This window comes from Cloacibacillus sp., from assembly GCF_020860125.1.
Taxonomy (GTDB): Bacteria; Synergistota; Synergistia; order Synergistales; family Synergistaceae; genus Cloacibacillus.
The window spans coordinates 1-21,173 of the sequence record NZ_JAJBUX010000095.1; the positions used below are offsets into that span (position 1 = coordinate 1).

At 56.2% G+C, this 21,173-nt stretch carries 15 protein-coding genes, 1 tRNA gene and 2 riboswitches; of the genes, 8 read left to right on the top strand and 8 right to left on the bottom strand.

Annotated features, from left to right (window positions below; translation table 11 throughout):
• Positions 1-169 precede the first annotated feature (169 nt).
• The gene (locus LIO98_RS11960) at positions 170-3,937 is read right to left on the bottom strand and encodes an autotransporter outer membrane beta-barrel domain-containing protein (protein ID WP_291957419.1); all 3,768 of its coding nucleotides are present in this window, start codon (positions 3,935-3,937) and stop codon (positions 170-172) included.
• Between the two features lie 719 nt (positions 3,938-4,656).
• Between LIO98_RS11960 and LIO98_RS11965 the strand changes: the two genes are divergently transcribed.
• Positions 4,657-5,736, top strand: a complete 1,080-nt coding sequence (locus tag LIO98_RS11965; RefSeq protein WP_291957479.1) for a DUF2157 domain-containing protein — start codon at positions 4,657-4,659, stop codon at positions 5,734-5,736.
• Between the two features lie 63 nt (positions 5,737-5,799).
• Here LIO98_RS11965 and LIO98_RS11970 read toward each other — a convergent pair.
• The 3 genes from LIO98_RS11970 to LIO98_RS11980 form a co-directional block, all read right to left on the bottom strand.
• A tRNA-Tyr gene (locus tag LIO98_RS11970) sits at positions 5,800-5,885 on the bottom strand.
• Between the two features lie 103 nt (positions 5,886-5,988).
• On the bottom strand, positions 5,989-6,984 hold the full coding sequence (gene arcC / locus LIO98_RS11975; protein ID WP_291957422.1) for a carbamate kinase: 996 nt from the start codon (positions 6,982-6,984) through the stop codon (positions 5,989-5,991).
• Between the two features lie 190 nt (positions 6,985-7,174).
• Entirely contained in the window at positions 7,175-8,116 is a 942-nt protein-coding gene (locus LIO98_RS11980) for an AEC family transporter (RefSeq protein ID WP_291957425.1), read from the bottom strand.
• Between the two features lie 82 nt (positions 8,117-8,198).
• Between LIO98_RS11980 and LIO98_RS11985 the strand changes: the two genes are divergently transcribed.
• The 3 genes from LIO98_RS11985 (at position 8,199) to gpt (ending at position 9,856) form a co-directional block, all read left to right on the top strand.
• Positions 8,199-9,053, top strand: coding sequence for an MBL fold metallo-hydrolase (locus LIO98_RS11985; protein WP_291957429.1), 855 nt, complete (start codon positions 8,199-8,201; stop codon positions 9,051-9,053).
• Positions 9,050-9,271, top strand: coding sequence for a hypothetical protein (locus LIO98_RS11990; RefSeq protein ID WP_291957432.1), 222 nt, complete (start codon positions 9,050-9,052; stop codon positions 9,269-9,271). Before LIO98_RS11985 ends, LIO98_RS11990 begins: the two co-directional genes overlap by 4 nt.
• A 78-nt stretch (positions 9,272-9,349) precedes the next feature.
• Complete coding sequence (gpt, locus tag LIO98_RS11995) at positions 9,350-9,856, top strand: xanthine phosphoribosyltransferase (protein WP_291957435.1); 507 nt, start codon at positions 9,350-9,352, stop codon at positions 9,854-9,856.
• A 240-nt stretch (positions 9,857-10,096) separates the two neighbouring features.
• Here the strand turns inward: gpt and LIO98_RS12000 are convergent, their stop codons facing one another.
• The 3 genes from LIO98_RS12000 to LIO98_RS12010 all read right to left on the bottom strand — a co-directional run bounded on the left by LIO98_RS12000 (position 10,097) and on the right by LIO98_RS12010 (position 15,102).
• Entirely contained in the window at positions 10,097-10,528 is a 432-nt protein-coding gene (locus LIO98_RS12000; RefSeq protein ID WP_291957438.1) for a cupin domain-containing protein, read from the bottom strand.
• Between the two features lie 195 nt (positions 10,529-10,723).
• Positions 10,724-13,567 (bottom strand): molybdopterin-dependent aldehyde oxidoreductase, encoded by a 2,844-nt coding sequence (locus tag LIO98_RS12005; RefSeq protein ID WP_291957441.1) that lies wholly within the window; start codon positions 13,565-13,567, stop codon positions 10,724-10,726.
• 132 nt (positions 13,568-13,699) lie between these two features.
• A riboswitch (molybdenum cofactor riboswitch) is annotated at positions 13,700-13,855 on the bottom strand.
• 551 nt (positions 13,856-14,406) lie between these two features.
• Positions 14,407-15,102, bottom strand: coding sequence for a response regulator (locus tag LIO98_RS12010; RefSeq protein ID WP_291957444.1), 696 nt, complete (start codon positions 15,100-15,102; stop codon positions 14,407-14,409).
• A gap of 80 nt (positions 15,103-15,182) precedes the next feature.
• Positions 15,183-15,304: riboswitch (molybdenum cofactor riboswitch) on the bottom strand.
• Positions 15,305-15,526: 222 nt separating this feature from the next.
• On the opposite strand from LIO98_RS12010, the gene LIO98_RS12015 reads away from it, so the two are divergent.
• Both LIO98_RS12015 and LIO98_RS12020 read left to right on the top strand, forming a co-directional pair.
• A complete protein-coding gene (locus LIO98_RS12015; RefSeq protein WP_291957447.1) occupies positions 15,527-16,270 on the top strand; it encodes an IclR family transcriptional regulator in 744 nt (247 codons plus the stop codon).
• Between the two features lie 103 nt (positions 16,271-16,373).
• The gene (locus tag LIO98_RS12020) at positions 16,374-17,129 is read left to right on the top strand and encodes a methyltransferase domain-containing protein (RefSeq protein ID WP_291957450.1); all 756 of its coding nucleotides are present in this window, start codon (positions 16,374-16,376) and stop codon (positions 17,127-17,129) included.
• Positions 17,130-17,273: 144 nt separating this feature from the next.
• On the opposite strand, the gene LIO98_RS12025 is transcribed toward LIO98_RS12020, so the two are convergent.
• Positions 17,274-18,191: a LysR family transcriptional regulator gene (locus LIO98_RS12025; protein WP_291957453.1), complete on the bottom strand. Its 918-nt coding sequence runs from the start codon at positions 18,189-18,191 to the stop codon at positions 17,274-17,276.
• A gap of 191 nt (positions 18,192-18,382) precedes the next feature.
• On the opposite strand from LIO98_RS12025, the gene LIO98_RS12030 reads away from it, so the two are divergent.
• Both LIO98_RS12030 and LIO98_RS12035 read left to right on the top strand, forming a co-directional pair.
• Positions 18,383-19,951, top strand: a complete 1,569-nt coding sequence (locus LIO98_RS12030) for an AbgT family transporter (protein WP_291957455.1) — start codon at positions 18,383-18,385, stop codon at positions 19,949-19,951.
• Positions 19,952-19,972: 21 nt separating this feature from the next.
• The gene (locus LIO98_RS12035; RefSeq protein WP_291957459.1) at positions 19,973-21,055 is read left to right on the top strand and encodes a C45 family peptidase; all 1,083 of its coding nucleotides are present in this window, start codon (positions 19,973-19,975) and stop codon (positions 21,053-21,055) included.
• Positions 21,056-21,173: the final 118 nt, after the last annotated feature.

The window sequence follows — 21,173 nt, forward strand, 5'->3', positions numbered from 1 at the left end:
TCCTACCACTCAGCGACGCCGCACATAGCGACATTACAGAAAAATATTTTACATGATATCAGACGTTTGTCAAGACTTATGAGACGGCTTGCGGGGGAAATGTAGGGAAGAGGCGGCTCCAAAGTCGGCCGCCTCTTCCTTTACATATTTCCGGTCTTTCCGCCGCAGGTTACATGGCGATGCTCATTCCAAGCTGCACGCCCCACGGTTCGCGCCGGCTGTCTCCGTCCGCGTAGTAGAAGCGGGCGTTGAGCCAGCTGTTTTTCGACAGCTGCCAGGCCGTGCCGATGCCGAATACTCCCCATGTGCCGCCGTAATCGGAGGTGAAGTCCTCGTTCTCCATCGTGACCTTCGTCTCTCCGTCAAATTCATGCACGACGGAGGCGTCGAAGAAGATATCCAGAGAACGGCCGCTGCGCATCACCCATTTGCGTCCAAGAACGACTCCCAGTTTTCCGCGAAGGCTGTCTCCGTCGTCGATGCTCGCCCTCAGCCCCGAGGTCGTGACGATGTCTTTGCCGAATACACGGAGGTAGGAGAGCTGCGCCATCGGCTCCCAGTACCATCCGTTACGTATGCTGAATCTTTTGCCGGCGATCAGCGACGCGCCGAGGCCGTTTTGCTCAAAGTCGCTCTTGATCTTCTCGTTTGTGCCGTTGATGGCGGCGCTCGCCGAGCTGTTGTAGTGGTTGTATTTGACGAGCCCTCCGTAATAGAGGCCGTCGGTGCGGCGCTTTATGCCGTAGAAGCTGGCCTGAAAAGAGTGCATGTCAGACTCTCCCCTGCCGCTGCTGAACGACCGCTGGTCGTAGCCGTAGCCGGTCATGAAGCCGCGGTAGAGGGCTCCGTCAGAGGTTTCGTCTTTCGTGTCCCAGCCGACGGACATAGTGTAGAGTTTTTGCTCCTGATCGCCAAAGCTTCCCTGAGCGTTATGCTCGATCTTTTTCGCCGCGCCGTCGAACCAGAATCCGCCTTCGTAGCCCGGCGTGCCGTAGCTCTCAATCCGTTTGTAAAGGGTATCGACTTCCAGATACCATATTTCAGGCATTATCACGGAGACGCCCGCGAAGGCCTTACCGGAGGGGGCCAGCCCATTTGCCTGCAGGAACCAGTTTCTGTCGCTTCCGCTGTATTCGTCTGCCAGCGTGTATTTCCTGCCGCCCACGTCCACGTAGTGGTCGGGGTTGGCAAGGGTAAAGTCGGCGTCGCTGCCCTGCGCCTCGTAGTCCACGGCGGTGACGAGGATATGGCTTCTGTCGCTGTAGGCGGATCCCTGCGAGGTGTTGGCGACGTAGAGGCTCGTCACCCCTTTAGCCTCACCTTCGATACGCGTATAGTCGCCTACCTGATTGACCAGGTCCGCCTTTTTTCTAATCACCGCACCCTCGGAGGCCTCATAGGAGCCGAAGGTGAGTATTTTGTGGGAGCTCGTGGACGCGTCCGCGCCGATCAGGTCGATCACACCATGATTTTCCAGCCTGCCCTTGATGTGCGAATCGCCCGTCACCTCCCACATGTCCGAGCCGCCTTTCAGGGTCACGTCGATGGCCCCGCCGCCAAGCGCATTGACCGTCCCGATCAAGTAAGAGCCTCCGGAGAGCTGAACGTCAAGGGTACCGGCATCTGTTCCCTCGTGTAGGATGTCGCCAAGCATGAAGCTGCCGCCCGAAACGTTCAGCGAACCGGATGAATCGCTCCTGGCAAGGAGGTTATTTTCAGATGCCGATACGTACATGCCGCTCAGGTTGGCGGTACCGCCGTTATTGAGTTCCATTCCCACGGCATCGGTCCCGGAGACGATGATCAGGCCATCGGCCGCGTTCATGACGCCGCTTCCCCGGACAGAGGCGCCAACCGCGTTCGCTCCCTCCACGTGGATATCTTTGAGGGTCCCCGTACCTCCGAGTATGCTCGTACCGGTTCCGTTATCCTGCGCGAATATCCGGCCGTCCGTGGCAAAGGTACCGGATTCGATGACGATCCCCGTCCCGCCGTCTTTCGCGGCTATCTGTCCCGTGTGGTGAAGTTCGCCGTTATCGAGTATATATACGCCCGCGGCGTCCCTGTTGGAGGCCGTGATATCGCCTGAGAGTCCGGCGGAGCTCGCCTTCAGCTGCAGTCCGCGCGAACCCGCGCCGGAGGCGCTCACCGAGCCGCTTATATCGGCGCTGCTTCCGGCGAAGAGCGCCGCGCCGTAGGAACCCTCTCCGCTCGCGGAGACAGCGCCGTCCAGTTTCAGGCTGCTGCCGGTGATATAGGCGCCGTAGGAACCCTTTCCAGCGGCAAGCAGGCCGCCCTCCGTCATTTCAATGTCATTGCCGATTCCCGCGTTGAGGCTGCGGGATTTTTCGCCAAGCGCCGCCGCCGTGCCGCTTAATTTAACGCCGCTGCCGGCCTCGCTGCCGCTTTGCGCGATCATGTTGATTCCGATTCCATAGTCGCCGGAGACGACAAGGTCTCCCTTCATATCGACGAGGCTTCCGTTGCGTATCGTCATGCCGTAGGCCGACTGGCCGCCGTCGGAACGGCCGCCGGTGACGTAGACGCTGCCCGTAAGGTCAAGTTTTCCCTCTCCCATGGAGACCCCTCTGGCGCCGTTTCCGGAGACCGAGATGTCGCCGCTCATCACAACGTCGCTTCTGGATGCCGAAAGGCCGTAGGCGAGGAGCTCTCCGCCGCCCGCGGCAGCCGCGGCAGATCCAGATACATAGATGTTCCCCCGGATATCCCCCGTACTGTCGCTCATTGTGACGCCGGTCGCGCCGCCCGCGCTCGCCTCTACGGAACCATTCAGCCTCACATCGCTGCCGACGGTCACGAAGAGGCCCTTCGCCCCGTTGTTGGAGGCGACGATATCCGCCTCTATATCCGCGCCGCTGCCGTTACGCAGCGATATCCCGTAGGAATTTTCTCCCGTGGCAAGCACACTGCCCTTCCCCTGGGTGCCGCTGTAGTCGAGATACCCTCCTCTGACGGCGATTCCCTGGGCGGCGTTGCCAGAGGCCTCGACCACGTCAACGTTGGCTTTGATATCGGGGCCGGGCTGTATATTGTTGGCATCGGGCAATCCGTTCGCTCCTATCGCTCCGTCGCCGGAGGCGATGATGTAGCCAGAGTTTATCTTGACGGATGAACCAGCGCCCGCGTTCAGCCCGATGGCGTCTTTGCCAGAGGCGCTGATGTTGCCGGAAAAGTTGAGGCTGTTGGCCGATTCTACGTCGGTCTGAGCGTTCAGCTGCACGCCCCTTGCCCTTTCGCCGGAGGCGTCGATGTCCCCGGTGATATCGGCGGACGAACCGTTTCTCAGAACAACGCCGAAGGAGGAGTCAAGGCCGTCCCGGTAGCTGCCTGATACGGACACATCGCCCTGCAGCTCAAGTGTGCTCGACGTCACGTAGACGCCGCGCGCTCCGTCGCCGGTAATTGAGATGTCTCCCGATATTTTGCCGGCGCTGCCGCCGTTCAGGGAGACGCCGTAGGGGATTTTCACCGTACTGCCGTCTAAAACGCTGCTGGAAGAGACGGTAACGCCGTCTCCGATTTTAACGTTTGAGCCGTTTGAGGCGTGAAGGCCATAGCCCATTTCGCCCGAGAGGCTGACCTTTCCGCCAATGGTGATATCCGCGTTGGCGCTCTGCGTCACTACCCCGTAGGAGCGCGCTCCGGAGACGTTTACATCGCCGCCTATCACGACCGTCGCGTTATCTCCGACGGTACGCACGCCTCTGGAATTGGTGCCGCTCACACTGACGTCGTTTTCCACTATCAGCGTATCGTCACTCGCCACCCTGCCCTGAGCCAGGGAGCCTGGACTTTTGTTGTCGGCCGTTACTTCGATGTGATCGACCGTTTCGGTAGCCGCAATTGAAGGATTCTGCGCCGCGATGGCGATAAATGTGCCAATGATCGCCGCCGCGCCTAATTTTTTTGTCTTCATCTGTTATCCTTCTCCTTTCTGTAACCTTTATAAGACCGTATTCATAAATTTTTATAAAAGAGCGCAGGGCAAAGCCGCGCCGTAACTCACGGCAGGAGCGGCATCGGGGAAAAACTTTGTCATATTTGAAACAGCCAAACTGGAAGTTTGAGGCAAAAAGAACAGAGCACGGCCGGGGGAACGCTGTACCTCCGTCAAATTACATGCAAGTTCGCTGGACGCTGTCGCCAGCTATATAATCGGGCTGCTGTGGATATCAGAAAAATATGACTTCTAAAATTCTCCCGCGGAGGTTGTTTGCCGCGGCTGTCCGTATATCCAAGAACTTTTTTCTTCAATCAAAAACGTTTTTAAACTCGGCGTTAAATATATCATATCTGACAAGTCAAATCTTCGCGTACTTACGCAGGAAATGAGGGGCTGTCTTATCGCAAAACACCCTTGCGCCAGCCGGTTATTTAGTGTATAAGTATCCTGTCTATCACTCATAATTTTCAGAACTATTGCAATATGATAAATGTTAAATTTTAACAATTCATACAACTATCTCTCCCGTTCTTTTCGTATGGCATTTAACGGCGCATATTCCCGCTATACTTTATATCAGAAACCATGCGCGGATATAGATTAACCCTGTACAGTATGGTTTATAATGGGTCTTGTATATCTTAAGCAGCCGTTGGCCGGATATATCCGTTTTTAAATTATCTGCCGGAGTGATGATGATGCGGGAACTTCCTAAACGACAATATAATACAGTCTCAAGGATGCTCGACCTCTGGGAGGAGGACGGGGAAATCGACGCGGAGACGGCCAAAAGGCTCAGAGACGGCATCTCCCCCATGCCCTTTGACTGGCAGAAGGCGGCGCGCTGTCTGTTGGCGGTGGCGCTCTGCTGCATCTTTGTGGGAATAGCGGCGCTGACGAGGGCCAGATGGGTGATAGATCTCATGCTCTGGCTCTTCGGAGGCAAAGCGGTCGTAAAGTGCATATTCTTCGCGGCGGTGGCCGCCGCCCTTTATCTCTGGAGCGGCAAACGCAGGCGGAAATTTCCTGAAAAGGTATTCACCAACGAGGCGGTGCTTTTCCTCGGCGTCCTTTTGACTGCCGCCTCTATCGCATGGCTCGGCAAGGCGCTGGATAACGGCAGCGGCCACTTTTCGCTGCTCCTGGGACTCACGGCGCTCGTCTACGGTGCGATAGCGCTCGCGCTGGATTCCATTCTGGTATGGATTTTCGCCCTCTTTTCCCTTGGCAGCTGGCTCGGAGCCGAAACAGGCTATGTATCTGGCTGGGGCGCTTACTGGCTGGGACTTAATTATCCGGCCCGCTTCTCTCTCTACGGAGCCCTGCTCACGGCGCTGTCGCAGCGGATGGATAGATACGGACGCTTTGCTCCATTCACGCGAAGCACGCTCAGCGTCGGGCTGTTGTTCCTCTTTGTCAGCCTGTGGATAATGTCTATCTTCGGCAATTACGGAGATATGAATTCATGGTACGACGTGCGCCAGATGGAGCTTTTTCACTGGTCGCTCCTCTTCGCAGCCGCCGCGGGCGTTTCGCTGTGGCTGGGCATCAAGCGCGACGACGCCATGCTCCGCGGTTACGGCCTGACCTTCCTCGGGATAAACCTATATACGCGCTACTTTGAGAATTTCTGGAACGGCATGGATAAGGGACTCTTCTTTCTGATATTGGGCGGCAGCCTCTGGTTTCTCGGCTCAAAGGCGGAAAAGATCTGGAATACAAAAAAATATCGTGGTCTGCCGAAAGATAACGGCAAAGAGCCTAAGGAATGAGAAGAGACAGTACAAGATAAAAAAACAGGCCGCCCCTGCGGGCGGCCTTGATTTTTTAATAGATGGTGGTAGGAGTTGGATTTGAACCAACGTAGGCTCTCGCCGACAGATTTACAGTCTGTTGCCTTTGACCACTCGGCCATCCTACCACTAACGTGAGCCGATCAACACGGCGTCACGAAAAGATATTCTACAGGATATAGCGCTTTTGTCAACCCAAACGGCCCCATTCCGCGCGGGCCGACAGGCCCTTTACGCCATGGTGATTACCGTACCGGCTCCGTTCTCCAGCGCGTCGATAGCCTTCGCAAGCGAGGTAATGATCGCCTTCTTGCCGGGGAAGCGGCGGGCGAACTTGATCGCCGCCATGACCTTAGGCTCCATGCTGCCGGAGCCAAACTGCCCCTCTTCCATATATTTAATGGCTTCGGCGACGGTGATGTGGGAAAGCGCCCTCTGGTCGGGCTTGCCGAAGTTGACGTAGACGTTCTCGACCTCGGTGAGGATGAGAAGGATGTCGGTCTCCATATCTTCCGCCAGGCGCTCCGCCGCGAGGTCTTTGTCGATGACCGCCGCCACGCCTGTGAGCGAGCCGTCCATGTTCTCGATCACGGGAATACCGCCGCCGCCCGCCGTTACGACGATCGTCGAATCCCAGAGGCGTTTGACGGAATCAAGTTCAACGATCCTCTTCGGCTTTGGCGAGGGGACGACGCGGCGCCAGCCGCGGCCGGAGTCCTCTTTCATCGTCCAGCCTTTTTCCTTGGCGACTTTCTCGGCCTCTTCGGCGCTGTAGAAGCGGCCGATCGGCTTCGTCGGCTTTTCGAAGGCGGGATCGTTATCATCCACGATGACCTGCGTAACGAGCGTAACGACGGGAACGTTGCGGTTCCTGTTGCGCAGCGCGTCGCGGAGGCTCTGCTGGATCTGGTAACCGATATAGCCCTCGGTCATCGCGCCGCAGCAGTCAAAGGGGATCGCGGGAAGCTGGTCCGGCTGAGAGGCCGCCGCTATCTCCTGCTGGAGCACAAGACGACCGACCTGCGGTCCGTTCCCGTGAACTACCGCCATCTCATAACCGCTGCAGCTGATATCGGCGAGATTCTCACAGGTCCTTTTGACGACCTTGAGCTGCTCTTCCGCCGTCGGCGGGGTGCCTGCCTCCATAAGAGCGTTGCCGCCAAGGGCAATTACTACCTTCGTTGCTTTTGAGGGGTTGTCGTTCGTGGAGATCGGATGCGGAATCATTGTTATCGAGCACTCCTTCATATTAAAAATTTTTAGTCTGGATAAATAATTTTTTGTCTCTATATTATAAACCCAAACCACTAAAAAGTTCAATATGTCAATTTAAAAAAGAGGAATTTTTCCGCAATTTCACCACAGCGCAGCATAATTACACTTTCTATTATAAACCTGTTATAGACCTTAAGTTTACTTAGACCATGCCAAGGATATATGCCCAGGCAGGGATAGAGATGATGCCGAGCAGCGTAGTCGCGGCGACGAGGTCTGCGGCGTACTCGCTGTCCATCCCCATGCCGCACGCGAGGATGAAGCAGTTTACGGCGTTCGGCATCGCGCTGAGCATCACGGTGACCTGAAAGAGTTCCTTGGGGATGGGAAAGAGTACCAGCACCGCACACATTATCGCGGGGTTGACCGCTAATTTTATCAGCGTATCGAACCAGGTACTGCTCAGTATCTTGACGATCTTGCCCATGCGCGACAGGTCGAGAGAGCCGCCGAGGGCAAGCAGAGCCACGGCGGTCGCCGCCCCGCTCATCAGCTTCATCGCCTCGTCAAAGACAAAATGGATCGGGAAGCTGAAGGACGCGGCGATGACGCCAAGCACGCAGGAGATTATCAGCGGGTTCCGGGCAAGCTTCTTCAGCATATTCAAAATGCCGCTTACGGAGGGCCGCCCGTAGAGGACCGCCTCTCCCGCGGCGATAGAGAGAAGCTGGAAGGATACGGTCGTAACGGCCACATATATGGAGGCCTCGTGAAGTCCCGCCTCACCCATCGCCATCTGAATGACGGGGAAGCCAAGATAGATGTTGTTGCTGCGGAACGAGGAGAATACCGACACAGCCACCCGCTTGACGTCTCCCTTATGGGCAAACCAGACGGAACCGATATAGGCCACGATTATCGTGAGGATATAACAGAGCGTGCTGGCTATGAGGAGATTGGGTTGTTTTAAGACCTCCGTACCGGCGATATAGGTAGTACGGAAGAGAAGGGGAGGCAGTATCACCCAGTAGAGGGTCTTCATAAGGGCGGAGATGTCGTCGGCGGAATAAAAGCCGCGGGCGCGCAGCTGGTTTCCCGTTATAATTATGATGACGAAGGGCAGTACTAGAAAAAATCCAAACATACGGTTCTCCCTTTCAGTCTCAACTAGGTTACTATTATAGACCATATCGTTTTATTTGATGTAATTTGAAGGGCGGTATAAGATGAAGGACAGATCAAAATTTCCACTGCAAATATTCCTCGTGGCGCTGCTGTTGTTTTGCGCCGTATTCACAGGGGCGCCGGCCGGAGCCGCGCAGCTGCGCTATTACGCCGTCGACGTCGGGCAGGGGGACTGCTCGCTATTTATCCTTCCGAACGGGCAAAATATCGTGATCGACGCGGGTCCGGAGAAAAACGCAAAACAGACGGTGCGGTATCTCAAATCCTGCGGCGTGAAAAAGGTGGACCTGCTTGTGGCGACGCACCCGCACGAGGACCACATCGGCGGTATGAAGGAGCTGCTTTCGGCCTTCCCGGTGGGCAAGGTGTGGGACTCCGGCTATAACCACGGCTCTCGCGTACAGCGCGACTTCTACCGCGCCGTCAAGGAGGGAAAGATCGCCTTCGGGCGGCCGAAGCGCGGCTTCTCGGAGAGCTTCGGCGACGTCAGAGTCGATGTGCTGGGCCCCGCGAAGCTGCTGAAAAATACCGACAGCGACGCCAATAACAACGGCCTCGTTCTGCTCGTCACCTACGGCGATATCTCCTTCCTCATAACCGGCGACATGGAGAGAGAAGAACGCAGGACTTTGGAGCCGCTGCCGCAGGCCGTGGTGCTCAAGGCGGCGCATCACGGCAGCCGTAACGGCACGGACAGGAAGATGCTGCGCGATGTCTCCCCCGAGATAATCATTCTCAGCTACGCGCGGGGCAACAGCTACGGACATCCGCACAAAGAGGTGGTCAAAGCCATCAGGGAGGCGGGAGTGCGCCGCTTCGACACCGCTGACGGCGCCGTCAAGCTGCGCACGAACGGCAAGAGCATCACATTTGAAAGAAAGAGGGTGGTCAAATGAGTGACGGTAAGAAGAGCCTGCTCTTCATCGACGCGGTGGCGGAGGGCACGGCGCGGCTGCTGCCGGAGGACGGCCCCGCGTTCGAATTTCCCGCGGCGCTGCTGCCGGCGGGCGCGCGCGAGGGCTGCCTGGTGGAGATCACGGCGGTGCTGCGCCGCGAAAACGGCTGTCGGGAAGAGATCGACTCCCTGCTGGACGAACTCGGGGACAATCCCTGAGAGGCGATAGACAACTGCGGGCTCTGTTAGTACAATTAAAAATGGTTTTTATCCGAATTCATGAAAAGGGGAATATAAATGGCCGGAACCACCGCAAGATATCACAAGAATTATCCCGTGTCGTGGGAACAGGTACAGAGGGACTGCCGTGCCCTTGCCTGGAAGCTGCTTGACATCCGCTCCGACTGGAGCCGTCTCATAACCGTGGCGCGCGGAGGGCTGGTCCCCGCGGCGATCATCGCGCGCGAGCTCAACATTCGCCTGGTGGACACCATCTGCATATCGAGCTACACGATGCGCGACCAGTCGGCGGCCAACATCCTCAAGCGACCCGACCTCGCGGGGGTCGACAATACCTGGCTGATAGTCGACGACCTCGTGGACACCGGCAAAACGGCGAAGATCGTCCGCGCCATGTTCGGCCCCGCCCATTTCGCCACCGTCTACGCGAAGCCCGAGGGACGCCCGATGGTCGACACCTTCGTCACCGAGGTCAGCCAGGATACCTGGGTGCTCTTCCCCTGGGATACCGCGCCGACTACAGCCTTCATCCCGCCAATCGTCGATATGGAGCTGGAGAAATAAGGACGGTCCGATAGACAAATAGAGATTCAACCCAAAGAAAAAACGTTCTGGCGTCCGCGCCGTTAGCCCGTATGGCGGCGGCCCCGCTGCGGCTTCCCGTTAAAACACCGGCGAATGTCCAACGCGCCTGAGCGTCCAATAATATTCTCGTTATAAAAAATACTACGCCGCGGCCTTCGTAAAAAGGACCGCGGCGTTGCATTTATCATTTATCCGCCGAAAACCGGCGGTCTGCCTAAGCTATTCAGCCTCTTCCTTACGTTTCGCGCGCTCGGCACGCATCGAGAATTTCTTGGCGTGCGGGTCGCCGCGCGTGGGGACGATGCAGAAAAACTCAAGAGGTACGTCGCTGTCGTTCTTATATTCGTGGACAAGACCTCCGGGAACGCGCGTCCAGTAACCGGTCTTCATGAGATATGGGACACGTTTGCCCGGCTCCTCCTCGACCTCCACGACGCCGTCGCCGGAGAGCGTGAACATCAGGTGGTCCCATTCATGTTCGTGCGCGGGAATACCCCTGTGCGCCGGCAGGATGAAATGGCGCATGACATAATCGTCCCAGCAGTTCTCAGGGCCGTATATCGTCCTCTTCTCTATCTCCGGCGCAAGCGCCGAGGCGTTCTGCAGCGGAAGCTCGTATATCGAACCATAATTTTTCTCTTTTTCGCTCATAATATCCCCTCCACACAAATAAACTGATGATACCGTTACTGCAACAGTCTAGCATAAATCGACCGAAGCCTGTACTCCGAACCGTAAAAATCTTATTACTAAAAGACCGGCACAGAAAAATCTCCATGCCGGCCTCTCTGAGTCATTCGTTACACATGCGGGAGAAGGCCTCCCACGCGCGTGAAGCGCTCTATCCTACTTCTTAAGCTCCGCGAGTCTAGCCTTGATCTTATCCGGGGTCGCGGGGATAGCCTTGATACGGACGCCGCAGGCATTGTGGATAGCGTTGCAGACCGCGATATGCGGCGCGGATAGCGGCATTTCGCCGGTTCCCGAAGCTCCGAAGGGGCCAAGAGGACGTGGTGTCTCTACATGGACCAGTTCGAGTTCATCGGGGATATCCTTGATGTAGGGCAGACCCATGACGATGAAGTTGTTGTACTTATTCTCGTCAAGGAAGTCTTCCGTGAGGGCAAGTCCGATACCCTGCGCGATACCGCCGTACTGCTGTCCGTCGACTACGAGGTAGTTGTTGATGACTCCTACGTCTCCGACAAGCACGAACTTTTCACAGTGGGCCTTGCAGGTCTTCATATCGATGGAGACCATCGCGAGGTTGACGGCGAACATATGGAAGCCGAAGGGTTTACCCAGCCCGGTATCCTTATCGTTGCCCGAGCAGACCTCGGTTGAGCCGTCGGCGTGCAGTACCATCGCCTGCGTGTAACCCTCGTAGAACACGGGGATATTCTCGGCGATCATCTCGTCGTAGGTGCGGTACGTGCCGTCTTCCCTGCGCATCGCGTCAAGGAGCTTCTTGCAGCTGTCGACGATCGCGTTGCCGACCATGACCTGTGAGCGGCTGGCGGCGGCGGCGCCGCTGTTCGGAGCCTTCGCGGTGTCTGAGAGGACGAGCTTGATCTGCTCGGGAGCAAGTCCCAGCGGCTTCAGCGCCTCATGCGCCGTACCCACACAGCCGATATCTGCACCCTGTCCGTGGTCTTCCCAGGTGTTGTAGAGGATGACGCCGTCCTTCGTAAGCTCGATGTTGCTGGCCGCTTCGTCGGCGCCGTCGTCGTTTGAGTTGTAGATACCGATCGATACGCCTACGCCGTACTTCTTTTCATCCGTTGAGAGCTCCGCCGCCTTCTTCTTCATCTCTTCGTAGTAGGGGCGGGCCTTCTTCATCATCTCGGGAAGCGGGAATACTTCGGGCGCGTATCCCGAGGGGAACTGTCCGCGCGGATTCTCCGTAAACGGCTCCCACTCGAGGAGGTTCATCTCACGGAAGTCGAAGGGATCGATGCCGCACTTGTTGGCGAGCATGTCCATCGCCGTCTCGCAGCCCCAGTATGTCTGCGGTGCGCCGTAGGCGCGGAAGGCCGCGCTCCAGCGGTGGTTGCTCCAGCAGGTATAGCCGGTGGCGCGCATATTCTCATACGCGTAGGGCGAGAAGAAGAACTGTCCGCCCTTGTTCGTAAGGTCGTTGGCCGATTCGCTGAAGGGGCCGTGATCGACCCACCAGGTCTGCTCCGCTCCGACGAGCTTGCCGCTCTTGTCGGCGCCGACGCGGATGTGCATAAGGAACGGAGAACGCTTCGGTGTGCGGATATTATGCTCCTTCATGTTTATGCGCATGTAGACGGGACGTCCGCAGGCGATAAGGGCGATCGCGAGATAGGGTTCGTTGGTCGGGGCGACCTTATAACCGAAGGAGGCGCCCATGTTGTTCTGTATGACGCGGATCTTCGAGGGAGCCACGCCGATGCCGCGCGCGATCATCATCTGATGGCGGTAGACACAGACCGACTTTGAGGCGATCGTCAGTTTGCCCTCTTCGTCGTAGTAGGCATATCCGCAGTCGGGCTCGAGCACCATATGGGGCTGGCGTGAGCTGAGGAATTCGTCGTCAACGACATATTCGGCTTTGTCGAGATCATTCTTGGGATCGTCGCCCTTTGTGAATACGCGTTTGTTCCAGGCGTTGGGCATGCCATCGTAGCCTTCGATATCATCGTAGACCTTTATCGCGTCGGGAGCCATCGCCTGATAGATGTCGATGAGCTCGGGAAGCTGTTCATAGTCAACCTTGATCTTGGCGGCAGCTTCGCGGGCGTGGGCCTCCGTATCGGCGCAGACTATCGCGGCGACGTCGCCCCACTGGCGGATCTTGTCTCCCTCTTCGACCATGATGCGGCGCTCCCAGCCGTCCGTGAGGGCGGAGGCGCAGCCGACCTGGCCGCGGATACGGTTCGTACCCTTGACGTCTTTGTAGGTGACTACCTTGAATACGCCGGGCATCTTCTCGGCTTCGCTGACGTCGATCTTATTGACCTTCGCGTGGCGCACGCCTTCGACAGAATAGGGATAGGCGAAGAGGAACTCTTCGGGCAGCTTCAGACGGTCGTCATCGCCGAAATCCCAAAGGCCGGTCGCCTTGTAGACCGCGTTCGGACGCGGATAATCGGTGTTCCATACGGAATCTCCCGGCTTGTACATCTTCGCGAGGTCGCCGATCTTCTCTTCTCCGCGGATGATGGCGGCGGCCTTCATGACGGCGTCGACTATCTGCTTGTAGCCGGTGCAGCGGCAGGCCATCCAGTTCTTGCCGAACCACTCGCGAACCTCTTCGCGCGTCGGGTTCGGGTTCTGGTCGAGAAGAGCCTTACCGCAGGTAATGAATCCGGGGGTGCAGAAACCGCACTGGATAGCGCCGCAGACGATCATCGCCCACTGCAGGGCGTGGAGATTGTCGGGGGTGCCTATTCCCTCGATCGTCGTGATCTGCGAGAATTCGGGAACGTTCTTCCAGCGGGTGATACAGGCGCGGACCACCTTGCCGTTGAGTATTACGTTGCAGACGCCGCACTGACCGCAGTCGCAGCCCCGTTTTGTGCCCGTCATCTTCAGCTGGTCGCGAAGAACGGTGAGAAGCGTGACCTCGGGTTTGCCAATTACGCGCCTCGGTACGCCGTTGATGGTAAGATTCTTGACATGATAGCTTGACTGGACCTGTGCCTCTGTCATTTCCTTTGCCATTGAAAATCTCCTCTCTCGAAATGAATTTTTCCATATCCCATGCCATGCCATGCGGGAGCTCTGGAAATAAATAAGAAACCTTGACTGCATTTTCATCGAAAAGAGGAAGCGGTGTACATCGCCCGTTAACGCGGCAAATATATCCTTACCCCTTTCCAATTCGGATGCTCTGCGCATCCCGGGAGGCTTCGCGGTTTCCCGAAAAAGCCCTTGGAGCCTTTCGGCTCACTGGTCGCATCTCCATAGCGTTATTGCGTTAGGAAATGAAACTCGGGGTTGCAACTAAGTTGCAACTATTGTCTAAACTTTCTATACAAATCATACAAAAGTACACAATAATGAGCAATATTTAGGTAGAATATGAGACGTTATGCGCTATTTTGATTAATTTATGGATAATAAAATTTTTTCACAAGTAAGTTGCGAAAAGGCAAGAAAATGAACCGTCATCTGGCAAAAGTACAAAATTATCGGTTCACCGTCGTGAAACCACGATATTTGACCGCTGTCGATTAGTGATAATATCGCGCAACTTTCCCTTCAAAAAATATCTTCCTTATTTAAAGTATAAACGTTTCCGCACAGGCAGATTTTACCCCCCGAAGTATCTGCAGACGGGCCGTCGTAGAAAAATCTATCTACAACTATTAAACGCTGCCTGGGGTTATGGGCGGCGCAGCGGAGCGTCCGTCTTTTTGCGCCGACATAAATAACAGTGCGCGGCGGCGCTGTTTTTTACAAGCTGTTTTTAGGGATTTATCTATAAAAAAACAAAAGAGGGGAGCACATTCCCCCCTTCTATCTTTGTTATGTTTTTTTATTTAAATCTGAATCGGGCGCTACAGCAGCGCCATGCGGTAACGTTTCTCGGGACGGCCCACGCGGCGGTAGGCGTACTCGACGACGACACGTTCGCTCATGGTAAGGAACTCGAGGTAGCGGCGCGCGGTGGAGCGGGAGATGCCGAGATGCTCCCCGACCTCCTGCGCGGAGAAGGTCTCCTCGTTGCTCTTGAGAAATGATTCGATGTCGTTGAGACACTTGAGCTGGAGTCCTTTGGGGATCGAACGGTTGTTGGCCCACGACGGGTCGTGGCTCTTCATCGAGACGAGGGCGTCCAAGTCCTCCTGCTGCCACGGGTGCGTCCTGCCGGTTAGCGAATGGTGGTATATCTGGTAGTTTTTCAGCGCGGCGCGCAGGCAGTCGAAGGAAAAAGGCTTAACGAGAAATTCAAAGACGCCGGCACAGAGCGCCTTGCGCACAAGCTCGGGATTCTCGCCCGAGGAGACTACGATGTAGTCGGTGCGCGAGAAGGATTTACGAAGGTCGTCCAACCCTTCAGTCGCGCTGAAATCTCTGAGGAATAGGTCGAGCAGCACCAGGTCAACGTCGATGCAGCGCATCGCCTCAAACATCTGCGGCCCCGTGGAGACGCACTTTAGCAGAGTAAAAGCGCTGTCGTTGATGATGATATCGGAATAAAGTTTTTGAAGAAGTGGATCTGACTCTGCGATCAGGACTTTCAGGCTGCGCATTTTAACCTCTTCCTCCTCTCTAATCTCGTAGATTCGGTGCTCCGCAAAAAGATTAGGAAAAGGCCACCGCACAGGCCCGCGCCTGTGGTCTCTTTTCCCCTTTCCAAGAGGGAGGCACCTTCGTTTCCAAAGATACCCGTTGGTCGTGCTCCATAAGAATATTTTTCTTTGCAGGAGCTTTGACTCGGGGGTATTATTCATTTTTATTCATTTAAGATTATAACAAAGAGGTTGTTTTCGTCAAGGAGAGAGGCATATTTCTAAAAAACGGCGTCAGCAAACAGCGCTATTCCGCACTTGAACAAAGAGAAGCGGCAAAAGGCTAAATATCCTGTTGCAAAGTTTCTGCTCTTCAACTATTATTATATCGCACAATGCAATTTCATTCCATACATTGGAAATATGATATATTTTGGAGGCTGTCATGAAGGAAGATTCCGTACGTTCCGTAGAACGCGCCTTTTCGATCTTAAAGGCATTTACAAGAGATGATTATAAGCTGACACTCAGCGAACTCGCGGAGAGGATACAGCTTCCCGTGACGACGACGCTGCGCCTTGCCAGCACCTTGGAGAACCTCAATATGCTCCACCGCCACAGCGACCGCTGTTATTCGCTCGGCAACCAGCTCTATCTGCTCGGCAGCGTGGCGAAGGCCAATTTCCGCCCGCAGCAGATAATCTATCCCTATATGAAGCGGATGCGCGACGAGACGAAGGAGGCCGTTTCTCTTTACGGCGTCGTCGGCGAGGACCGCGCCTGCTTTGAGCATGTGGAAAGCCTGTTATCGATGCAGTGCGTGATGCGCGTAGGCGACCGCCTGCCGCTCTGGGTGGGCGCTGGCGGACGGGCGCTGCTCGCCTTTCTCGGCGAGGAGACCATCGAGCGTGAGATAAAGAATGCCCGCAAGATCACCGCGACGACTCTCTTCGAACCAGATAAGCTGCGGCTGGAGCTCTCAAATGTGCGTACCCTCGGTTATTCCCTGAGCTACGGGGACCGCGAAGAGGGAATCATCTCGGTCGCCGTCCCCATCTTCAACCGCCGCGGTGAACTTACCTTCTCGTTCTCGATCGCGGGACCGGCGCAGCGATTCACCGAGGAACAGGCGGTAAATCTCGTTCCGCAGATACAAAAGATGTGCAGAGAGGTCTCAACTCAGATATAATAGGGACGGGTACAGCAAAATACAAATCAGCTACCGCCGTTCCGCCTGCCCCGCAATAGGGAGCGGCGCACGGCGGCGCTCTAAGAAAGAGGGGCCGTCATCTATGACAAATCAAATCTGGAACCCGCAGGAATACAGGAAGAGCGCGGACTTCGTTCCCAAACTTGGGGAACCGGTGATAGAACTCCTTGAGCCAAAGGCGGGAGAGCGGATTTTAGATCTTGGCTGCGGCACGGGCATCCTGACGAAGAAGCTCACCGAAATGGGTTGCTCCGTAATCGGCACCGACTCGAGCCCCGAGATGGTGGCCGCCGCGCGTGAGCTCGGCGTTGAGGCCTTCCTGGCGGACGCGCAGATCTTGAAGATGGATGAAAAGTTCGACGCCGTCATGAGCAACGCCGCGATCCACTGGATGCCGGATCATTACGCCGTCGCGCGCCGCGTCTGGAACCTGCTGAAACCAGGCGGCCGCTTCGCCGCCGAGTGCGGCGGCGAGGGATGCGTTCGCATCATCCGCGAGGGGATGAAGATCGCCCTCATAAAGCGCGGCCTGGATTATAAGGCACGCAATCCATGGAAATATCCCGAACTCGGAGCCTTCTCGAAGATCCTGGAAAATCAGGGTTTTCAGGTAAAATTCATCGCCCGCATCGACCGCCCGACGCCGCTTCCCGCGGGACTTCGCGGCTGGCTGGAGGTATTCTCGGCAAGTCATACCGAGGGCTTCAGCGACGCGGAGCGGGAGGCCTTCTATAAGGAGGTCGAAGACTACTGCCGTCCGACGCTCTTCGATGAGAAGAAGGGCTGGACCGCCGACTACGTACGGCTGCGCTTCCTCGCGGTGAAACCGCAGGAATAGCCCCGAAACAGCGCGAATAATACAGTCTGAAAACCGACCGCCGCACTTTAGATATCTCTATTGCGCGGCGGCCTTTATCATAAAATGGCACTGGCCGGACTCGGCAGCATCAGTCCGCAGCGTACCTCCTTATTTTCATGCTTACTAAATTTTCATCTGATCAGTCATATAAATATCTATGAAATCAACAGCGCACTTCGGAAGCGCGGCGAGGTTCTTTGCGATCACTCCGAAGTTCGTCGTCGCGGGCGGCGTGCCTACACAGAAGATGTCGACCTTCTCCTTCAGCGAGAGATAATGGATATATCCGTCGGAGATCAGCGAGGGGCCCACACCCAGCTCCGTAAAGCGCAGCGCGTCCACTGTGCTCTGGGTCGTCATCTTGACCTTTGGGGAAAAGTTCTCATGCTCAAAAAAATCGTCGATGTAACTCCGGAAACGGCAGCTCTCATCCTGCAGCACAAAGGCCGCGCCGTCAAGGAGGTGTATATCGATCCACGGGAAGGGCAGCGGCTCTTTCATGGCCCCCTCCGCCGCCAGCCCCATCGCGGCCGGCGCGGCAAGAAGCGTATAGTTCTTGCCCAGCGTGCGATAGTCGACGCTTCCCGGGATGGAAGGTTCGGAGACAAAGCCGATATCGAGGCGGCCGTTCAATATACCGCTTTCGATATCCTTTGAGAGCTGCTGCGTTATGTTGAGCTCGATATCAGGATAACGTTCCCGAAAGCGTTCAATGTTCTGCGGGAGAAAATATTGCCGGTCGTTGCGGATCACACCGACACGGAGGCGGTTCTTCTGCATCGCGGCGATTCCCTCCATCTCGGCCCGCCACCGCTCCATCCTTTCGCTCACCTCCAGCGCGCAGGCATAACAGCGCTCGCCCGCGTATGTCGGGACCAGCCCTTTGTTCGTTCGCTCAAGAAGTTTCAGCCCCAGCCGCTTCTCAAGGGCGGCGACATATTTGCTCAGCGCGGGCTGGGATATGTGCAGCTCGGCGGCCGCCGCGGAAAAGCTCCTGTTGCGTATCACCGACAAAATATATTCAAACTCCCGTATCTCCACTATCTTACACCTCCTGTATAGCAGGAAACATAACTGTTTATCTATTATATATCCTATAACCTCAGGTTATGGGTTCCTTCCTTTTTGATATTTGCCGCTTGAAAACAACTGTGATAATTTAACTTCAATGCAGATAGTATTCGGGCCCGGATAGATTATCCTGTAAAAATATCTATGAGGAGGAAGTATCTATGCAAAAAAAATCTGCCGAAGAGCGTGGGTTTATGAAATTCATCGGCGGCGTGGAGCGGATAGGCAACCATCTGCCGCACCCATTTATGATGTTCGTATGGCTTATAGCCTTTGTAATCCTCATCTCCGTGATCTGCGAATGGCTCGGCGTATCCGCCTCATATACGAAGGTAACGGAGGGCGCGTCGCCCGAAACGATCACCATCAAAGCCAAGAGCCTGCTCAACAAAGAAAATATCCGTTTCTTCTTCCTTAATTTCCAGAACATATTCTTTGATTTCTCCCCGCTGCGCGCGGTGATCCCGCTGCTGATGGCCATCGGCGTCTGCGAACAGTCCGGCCTGATGGAGACATTCATCAAACGTACCATCCTCAAGGCCCCGCAGTGGGCGGTCGTAGCGATCCTCACCTTCGTCGCCATCAACGCCAACCTCGCCTCCGACGCGGGAATAATCGCCGCGGCGGCGGTCGGCGGAGCGGTCTATCAGGCGATGGGCAAGAACCCCTGGATCGGCGTATCCATCGCCTACGCCGCGGGCAACGCCGGCTTTGGAGCGAACTTCCTCATCGCGAGCCAGGACCTCGTCGTCAACGGCATCACCATGGCGGTCACGCAGGAGCTGGGTCTCAGCGCGCCGGCCCATCTGCTGATGAACTGGTACTTCCTCTCCGCCGCGGTCATCGTCCTTACAGCGGTGACGGTCCTCGTCACTAAATACTGCACAGTGCCGCACATCGCCGCCGACGGGCTGCCCATTGACATCCCCCGCAAAGAGTGCGGCGAGACGATAACCCCGCTGCAGGTCAAAGGACTCCGTCACGCGGGGCTGGCGCTCCTCTTCTGGCTGGCCGTCATTCTGCTCCTCACGCTGCCGGCCGACGCCATACTGCGCGCCGACAACGGCGCCCTGCTGCCCCGCTCTCCCTTCCTCAGCGGCATAATATTCACCCTCTTCATGGCCTTCCTTCTTCCCGGCGTGGCCTACGGGAGAACCGTCGGTACGATCACAAACTCAAAGGACGTCCCCGTCATGATGGGTACGGCGCTCAAGCAGAACATCATGCTCATCGTCATCGCCCTCACCGCCTCCATCTTCATCAAGCTCTTCAACCTCTCGAATCTTCCGACGATCGTCGGCTTCAAGGGCGCGGAACTCATCAACCAGGCCAACCTCACCGGCTATCCGACACTCGTCATCATCGTCTGCCTGACCGCCTTCTTCAACCTCTTCATCGGTTCGGCAAACGCCAAGTGGCTCATGCTCGCGCCGATATACATCCCAATGTTCACGGCGGTCGGCTTCTCGCCGGCGATGGTGACGGCGGCATACCGCTGCGGCGACTCCTGCACAAACCCGATAGCGCCGCTGTCGACAATGCTCGTGGTAGCAATCGCTCTCTTTGAGCGTTTCAACGTCGATCCCGGCAAAAAGGAGGTAGGCATAGGCACGGTGATCGCCTATTCGCTGCCCTACACGATATTCTTTTTCTTTGCCTTCCTCGCGATGCTCGCCTGCTTCTACTTCTTCAATATACCGCTCGGCCCCGGAGCCGGAGTGTTCATGTAAAGTAAAAGAGAGGGAGATATAATGGACAGATTCACACTGGTAAAGATAAAATCCGCCGATCCATTCGAGAGGGGGCTGCAGTACGGCGCTCAGGCGGCGGCGCAGATCCTCGGAGGCATTGAGAACTACAAAAAGCATTTCCTCGCGAGAAACCTCTCCTGGGAAGAGATCGGCAGACGTTCCGCGCAGTACCTGCCGCTGCTTGAAAAAGAGTGCCCCGCGGAGCTCACGGAGGCGCGCGGCGTAGCGCAGGGCGCTGGCGTGGAGCTAGGCGACGTGATGGCCCTCAACTGCCGCTATGAGCTGCTCAAGGACAAGCCGAAGGAGTGCACCAGCGCCTCGGTGCTCACGGAGGCGACCGGCGGAGATAAGGTCTTCCTGGCGCAGAACTGGGACTACCGCCCCTGGGTGATGGACAACGCGGTGATAATTTCCATCGACAACTGCGAGGGGACAAAAATATTGGGCATCGCGGAGGCGGGACAGCTGGTAAGAAACGGCTTCAACAGCCACGGCGTCGGAATCTGCGCCAACAACCTCACCTCGACGCTCGACGGCGGCGATCCGGGCATCCCCGTGACCTTCCTGCGCCGCCGGGTGCTCAACTCGAAAAACTTCAAAGAGGCGGAGAGGCTGATATACGAGGGCAAGAGAAGCGTCTCCTGCAACTACATGCTCGCCTCGGGCGAGGACATTGCGACGGATCTTGAGACGACCCCCAAAAAGGTCTTCCGTGTGGAACCGGAAAAGGGTATCGTCACACACGCCAACCACTTTGTCGCCGGCGCGGAATACTGCACGGCCCATGACAATAAATTCAGAGACAAAATGCTCAGAAGGCTTCTTCTGGAGAACCACGGACACATTACAAAGGAAGATATCTTTCAGGCCCTCTCCAACCACGAGACCTTCCCCGGAGCCGCCGACACCTACCCGCAGGCGGACTGCATCGAGGCGCTCTGCACCCATCTGCCAAAGGGCGAGCTGGACCCCAACGGCGTATGGCAGACGATCGCCTCGGTAGTCTACGACCTACGCGCCGGCAGCGCCTACATCTGCAAAGGCACACCCTGCTGCGGGGAATATGTTAGGTATGACCTTTAGATAAAAGGCCAGGCTAAAAAACTTTTACCTACTTCGTGTATCCATCCCATATACAAAAGGATAGAGAGCTGTTTTCACCGCTCTCTATCCTTTTTGTAATCTTTATAAGTGAATGGGC

Excerpts from the sequence above, each read along its gene's own strand:
- LIO98_RS11960 (WP_291957419.1), bottom strand. The coding sequence starts at position 3,937 with ATGAAGACAAAAAAATTAGGCGCGGCGGCGATCATTGGCACATTTATC.
- LIO98_RS11965 (WP_291957479.1), top strand. The coding sequence starts at position 4,657 with ATGATGATGCGGGAACTTCCTAAACGACAATATAATACAGTCTCAAGG.
- arcC (WP_291957422.1), bottom strand. The coding sequence starts at position 6,984 with ATGATTCCGCATCCGATCTCCACGAACGACAACCCCTCAAAAGCAACG.
- LIO98_RS11980 (WP_291957425.1), bottom strand. The coding sequence starts at position 8,116 with ATGTTTGGATTTTTTCTAGTACTGCCCTTCGTCATCATAATTATAACG.
- LIO98_RS11985 (WP_291957429.1), top strand. The coding sequence starts at position 8,199 with ATGAAGGACAGATCAAAATTTCCACTGCAAATATTCCTCGTGGCGCTG.
- LIO98_RS11990 (WP_291957432.1), top strand. The coding sequence starts at position 9,050 with ATGAGTGACGGTAAGAAGAGCCTGCTCTTCATCGACGCGGTGGCGGAG.
- gpt (WP_291957435.1), top strand. The coding sequence starts at position 9,350 with ATGGCCGGAACCACCGCAAGATATCACAAGAATTATCCCGTGTCGTGG.
- LIO98_RS12000 (WP_291957438.1), bottom strand. The coding sequence starts at position 10,528 with ATGAGCGAAAAAGAGAAAAATTATGGTTCGATATACGAGCTTCCGCTG.
- LIO98_RS12005 (WP_291957441.1), bottom strand. The coding sequence starts at position 13,567 with ATGGCAAAGGAAATGACAGAGGCACAGGTCCAGTCAAGCTATCATGTC.
- LIO98_RS12010 (WP_291957444.1), bottom strand. The coding sequence starts at position 15,102 with ATGCGCAGCCTGAAAGTCCTGATCGCAGAGTCAGATCCACTTCTTCAA.
- LIO98_RS12015 (WP_291957447.1), top strand. The coding sequence starts at position 15,527 with ATGAAGGAAGATTCCGTACGTTCCGTAGAACGCGCCTTTTCGATCTTA.
- LIO98_RS12020 (WP_291957450.1), top strand. The coding sequence starts at position 16,374 with ATGACAAATCAAATCTGGAACCCGCAGGAATACAGGAAGAGCGCGGAC.
- LIO98_RS12030 (WP_291957455.1), top strand. The coding sequence starts at position 18,383 with ATGCAAAAAAAATCTGCCGAAGAGCGTGGGTTTATGAAATTCATCGGC.
- LIO98_RS12035 (WP_291957459.1), top strand. The coding sequence starts at position 19,973 with ATGGACAGATTCACACTGGTAAAGATAAAATCCGCCGATCCATTCGAG.